General features: G+C 59.3%; 2 protein-coding genes. Both read left to right on the plus strand.

Annotated features, from left to right (window positions below; all coding sequences use genetic code 11):
• The first annotated feature begins 145 nt into the window (after window positions 1-145).
• Window positions 146-1,492 (plus strand): carbohydrate porin, encoded by a 1,347-nt coding sequence (locus NUV89_RS29120; RefSeq protein WP_257784032.1) that lies wholly within the window; start codon window positions 146-148, stop codon window positions 1,490-1,492.
• A gap of 140 nt (window positions 1,493-1,632) precedes the next feature.
• Window positions 1,633-2,478 carry a D-hexose-6-phosphate mutarotase gene (locus tag NUV89_RS29125; RefSeq protein WP_257784033.1) on the plus strand — a complete coding sequence of 282 codons (846 nt, stop codon included), beginning with the start codon at window positions 1,633-1,635 and terminating at the stop codon, window positions 2,476-2,478.
• Window positions 2,479-2,546 lie beyond the last annotated feature (68 nt).

The following is a 2,546-nucleotide window of genomic DNA, read 5'->3' on the forward strand; positions in this document are numbered from 1 at the left end:
ACCGCGTTGTAACTGAAGGACCGAGTTGCCTGCATCGCGGGCAAGCCCGACTCCCACAAAAGCAGATAAGTTGTTGTTTTAGATAAAAAAAGTAAACCGCGTTAGATAAAAACAGTTTAATAACAATAAAGACGAGGATGTAGGGATGAAAAAGCAACACAACACTACCCGGCTGATCTGCCAACTGTCAGCGGCAGCAGCCCTGGTTTTGTCCGCCAATGCGATGGCGGACGAAGCATTCAGCGCCGATTCCAAGTGGATGACCGGCGATTGGGGCGGCGAACGGACCAAGCTGATCGAGCAAGGTATCGATATCAAGGCCGACTACGTCGGCGAAATGGGCTACAACGCCCACGGCGGCTACAACACCGACAAGACCGGTCGCTATTCCGACCAGTTCGGTCTGGGCGTAGCACTGGACCTGCAAAAACTGTGGGGCTGGGACAACACCCAGGCCAAGATCCAGTTGACCAACCGTAATGGCCAGAACATCTCCAACGACCGCATCGGCGACCCGCGTGCCGGCACGCTGAGTTCGTCGATGGAAGTCTACGGTCGTGGCCACATGGTGCGCCTGACCCAGTTCTGGATCCAGCACCAGATGTTCGACAACAAGCTGGACGTGAAACTCGGCTACTTCGGTGAAGGCGAAGACTTCAACACCTTCCCGTGCGACTTCCAGAACCTGTCGTTCTGCGGTTCCCAAGTCGGTAACTACGTGAGCACCTGGTACAACTGGCCGGTCAGCCAGGCGGCAATCCGCGTGAAGTACCACATCAATCCTGAGCTGTACGCGCAAATCGGTGCGTACAACCAGAACCCGTCGCAGCTGGAGCACGGCAACGGCTTCAAACTCAGCGGCAGCGGCACCAAGGGCACCGTGATTCCGGTGGAATTGGTCTGGTCGCCGAAGGTCAATAACCTGCCGGGCGAATACCGTGTGGGTTACTACAAAAGCGCCGCCGAGGCTTCTGACGTACGTGAAGACGTGAACGGTAACGATGCGGCTACCACGCGCGCCGACTACCGCACCCACAGCAGCAAAAAAGGCTACTGGTTCGTTGCACAACAGCAACTCACCACCCATAACGGCGACGCTTCCCGTGGTCTGAACATCGCGGCCAACGCCACGTTCCACGACAAGGAAACCAACACCGTCGACAACTACCAGTCGCTGATGCTGGTGTACAAAGGCCCATTCGACGCGCGTCCAAAAGATGACGTCGGCATTGGTGCGGCGCGTCTGCACGTCAACAATGACGTGAAGAAAAACGCCGAGCTGCTCAACGCCTCCAACGGTGTGAGCGACTACGACAACCCGCTGTACACGCCGATCCGCGAGACCGAGTACAACTTCGAAATCAACTACGGTTTCCACGTCACCAACTGGCTGACCGTGCGTCCCAACCTGCAATACGTCGTGCAACCTGGCGGCGTGGATAAAGTCGACAACGCGTTGGTGGCCGGCCTGAAAATTCAGTCGGTGTTCTAACGCTGTTGCGATAAGCTCCTTCTCTCTGTGCGCATTTTGCGGGTAGCCATGGCTATCCGCTTTTTTTTGGGGAAGAGGGGCACATCTCCCTGTGGGAGCTGGCAAGCCAGCCTCTACAAAGACATTCAGGACTGTGGCAAATGCATGAGCAACCGCTGCAACGCTTTTTCAAATCCCTGCGTGAACAGCCAGTGTTCGCCTGGGAGCGCTTCCAGATGCGCGACGTGTTGGTGATCGACCATCCGCTGTGCCAGGCGGTGTTCAGTCGCCAGGGCGCGCAACTGTTGCACTTTCAACCCACGGGGCAAAAACCCTGGCTGTGGTGCGCGGCGAAGTGGCCGCAAGTCGGCGCCATCCGTGGCGGCGTGCCGGTGTGCTGGCCGTGGTATGGCCGTCACCCCAGCGAGAACGCGTGGCCGTCCCATGGCTGGGCGCGGTTGATCGACTGGAAACTGCTCGACAGCAGCACCGACGACGATGGCGTGCGCCTGCACTGGCAACTGCAGCTGTGCGACTGGCAGGTGGACCTGCACGCGCACCTGGGCGAAACCCTGGAACTGCGCCTGAGCACCGAGCATCAGGACGAGCTGCCGTGCCAATTGAGCCATGCGTTGCATGCCTATTGGCGTATTGGTCATGTCGATGAGATAGCGCTGTCTGGGCTCGACGGCGCGCAAGGCTATGACCAGCTCAGCCGCCAGGTTTGCCAGCAGGAAGGGGAGTTGCGGGTGGACGGTGGGTGCCAGCGGGTGTTCCAGCATGAGGGAGAATTGCAGCTCAAGGACCACGCCTGGCAGCGCGAACTGTGCATCGACACCGGCGACAGCGCCGACACGGTGGTGTGGCATCCGGGCAGCCGGCCGCTGTTGGGCGTGAGCTTCAACGAGGCGTCGGGGTTTGTGTGTGTGGAGTCGGCGATGGCTGCGGCCAGTTTGGCGCCGGGGGAGCGGGCGCATTTGAGTTTGCAGGCGCGGGCTGGGGTTTAGCGGTGTGGTTGATGGCCCCTTCGCGAGCAAGCCCGCTCCCACATTTGACCGAGTTCCAGCATGAGAAT

Source organism: Pseudomonas sp. 18.1.10 (genome assembly GCF_024655625.1).
Lineage (GTDB): Bacteria > Pseudomonadota > Gammaproteobacteria > Pseudomonadales > Pseudomonadaceae > Aquipseudomonas.

Excerpts from the sequence above, each read along its gene's own strand:
- NUV89_RS29120 (WP_257784032.1), top strand. The coding sequence starts at position 146 with ATGAAAAAGCAACACAACACTACCCGGCTGATCTGCCAACTGTCAGCG.
- NUV89_RS29125 (WP_257784033.1), top strand. The coding sequence starts at position 1,633 with ATGCATGAGCAACCGCTGCAACGCTTTTTCAAATCCCTGCGTGAACAG.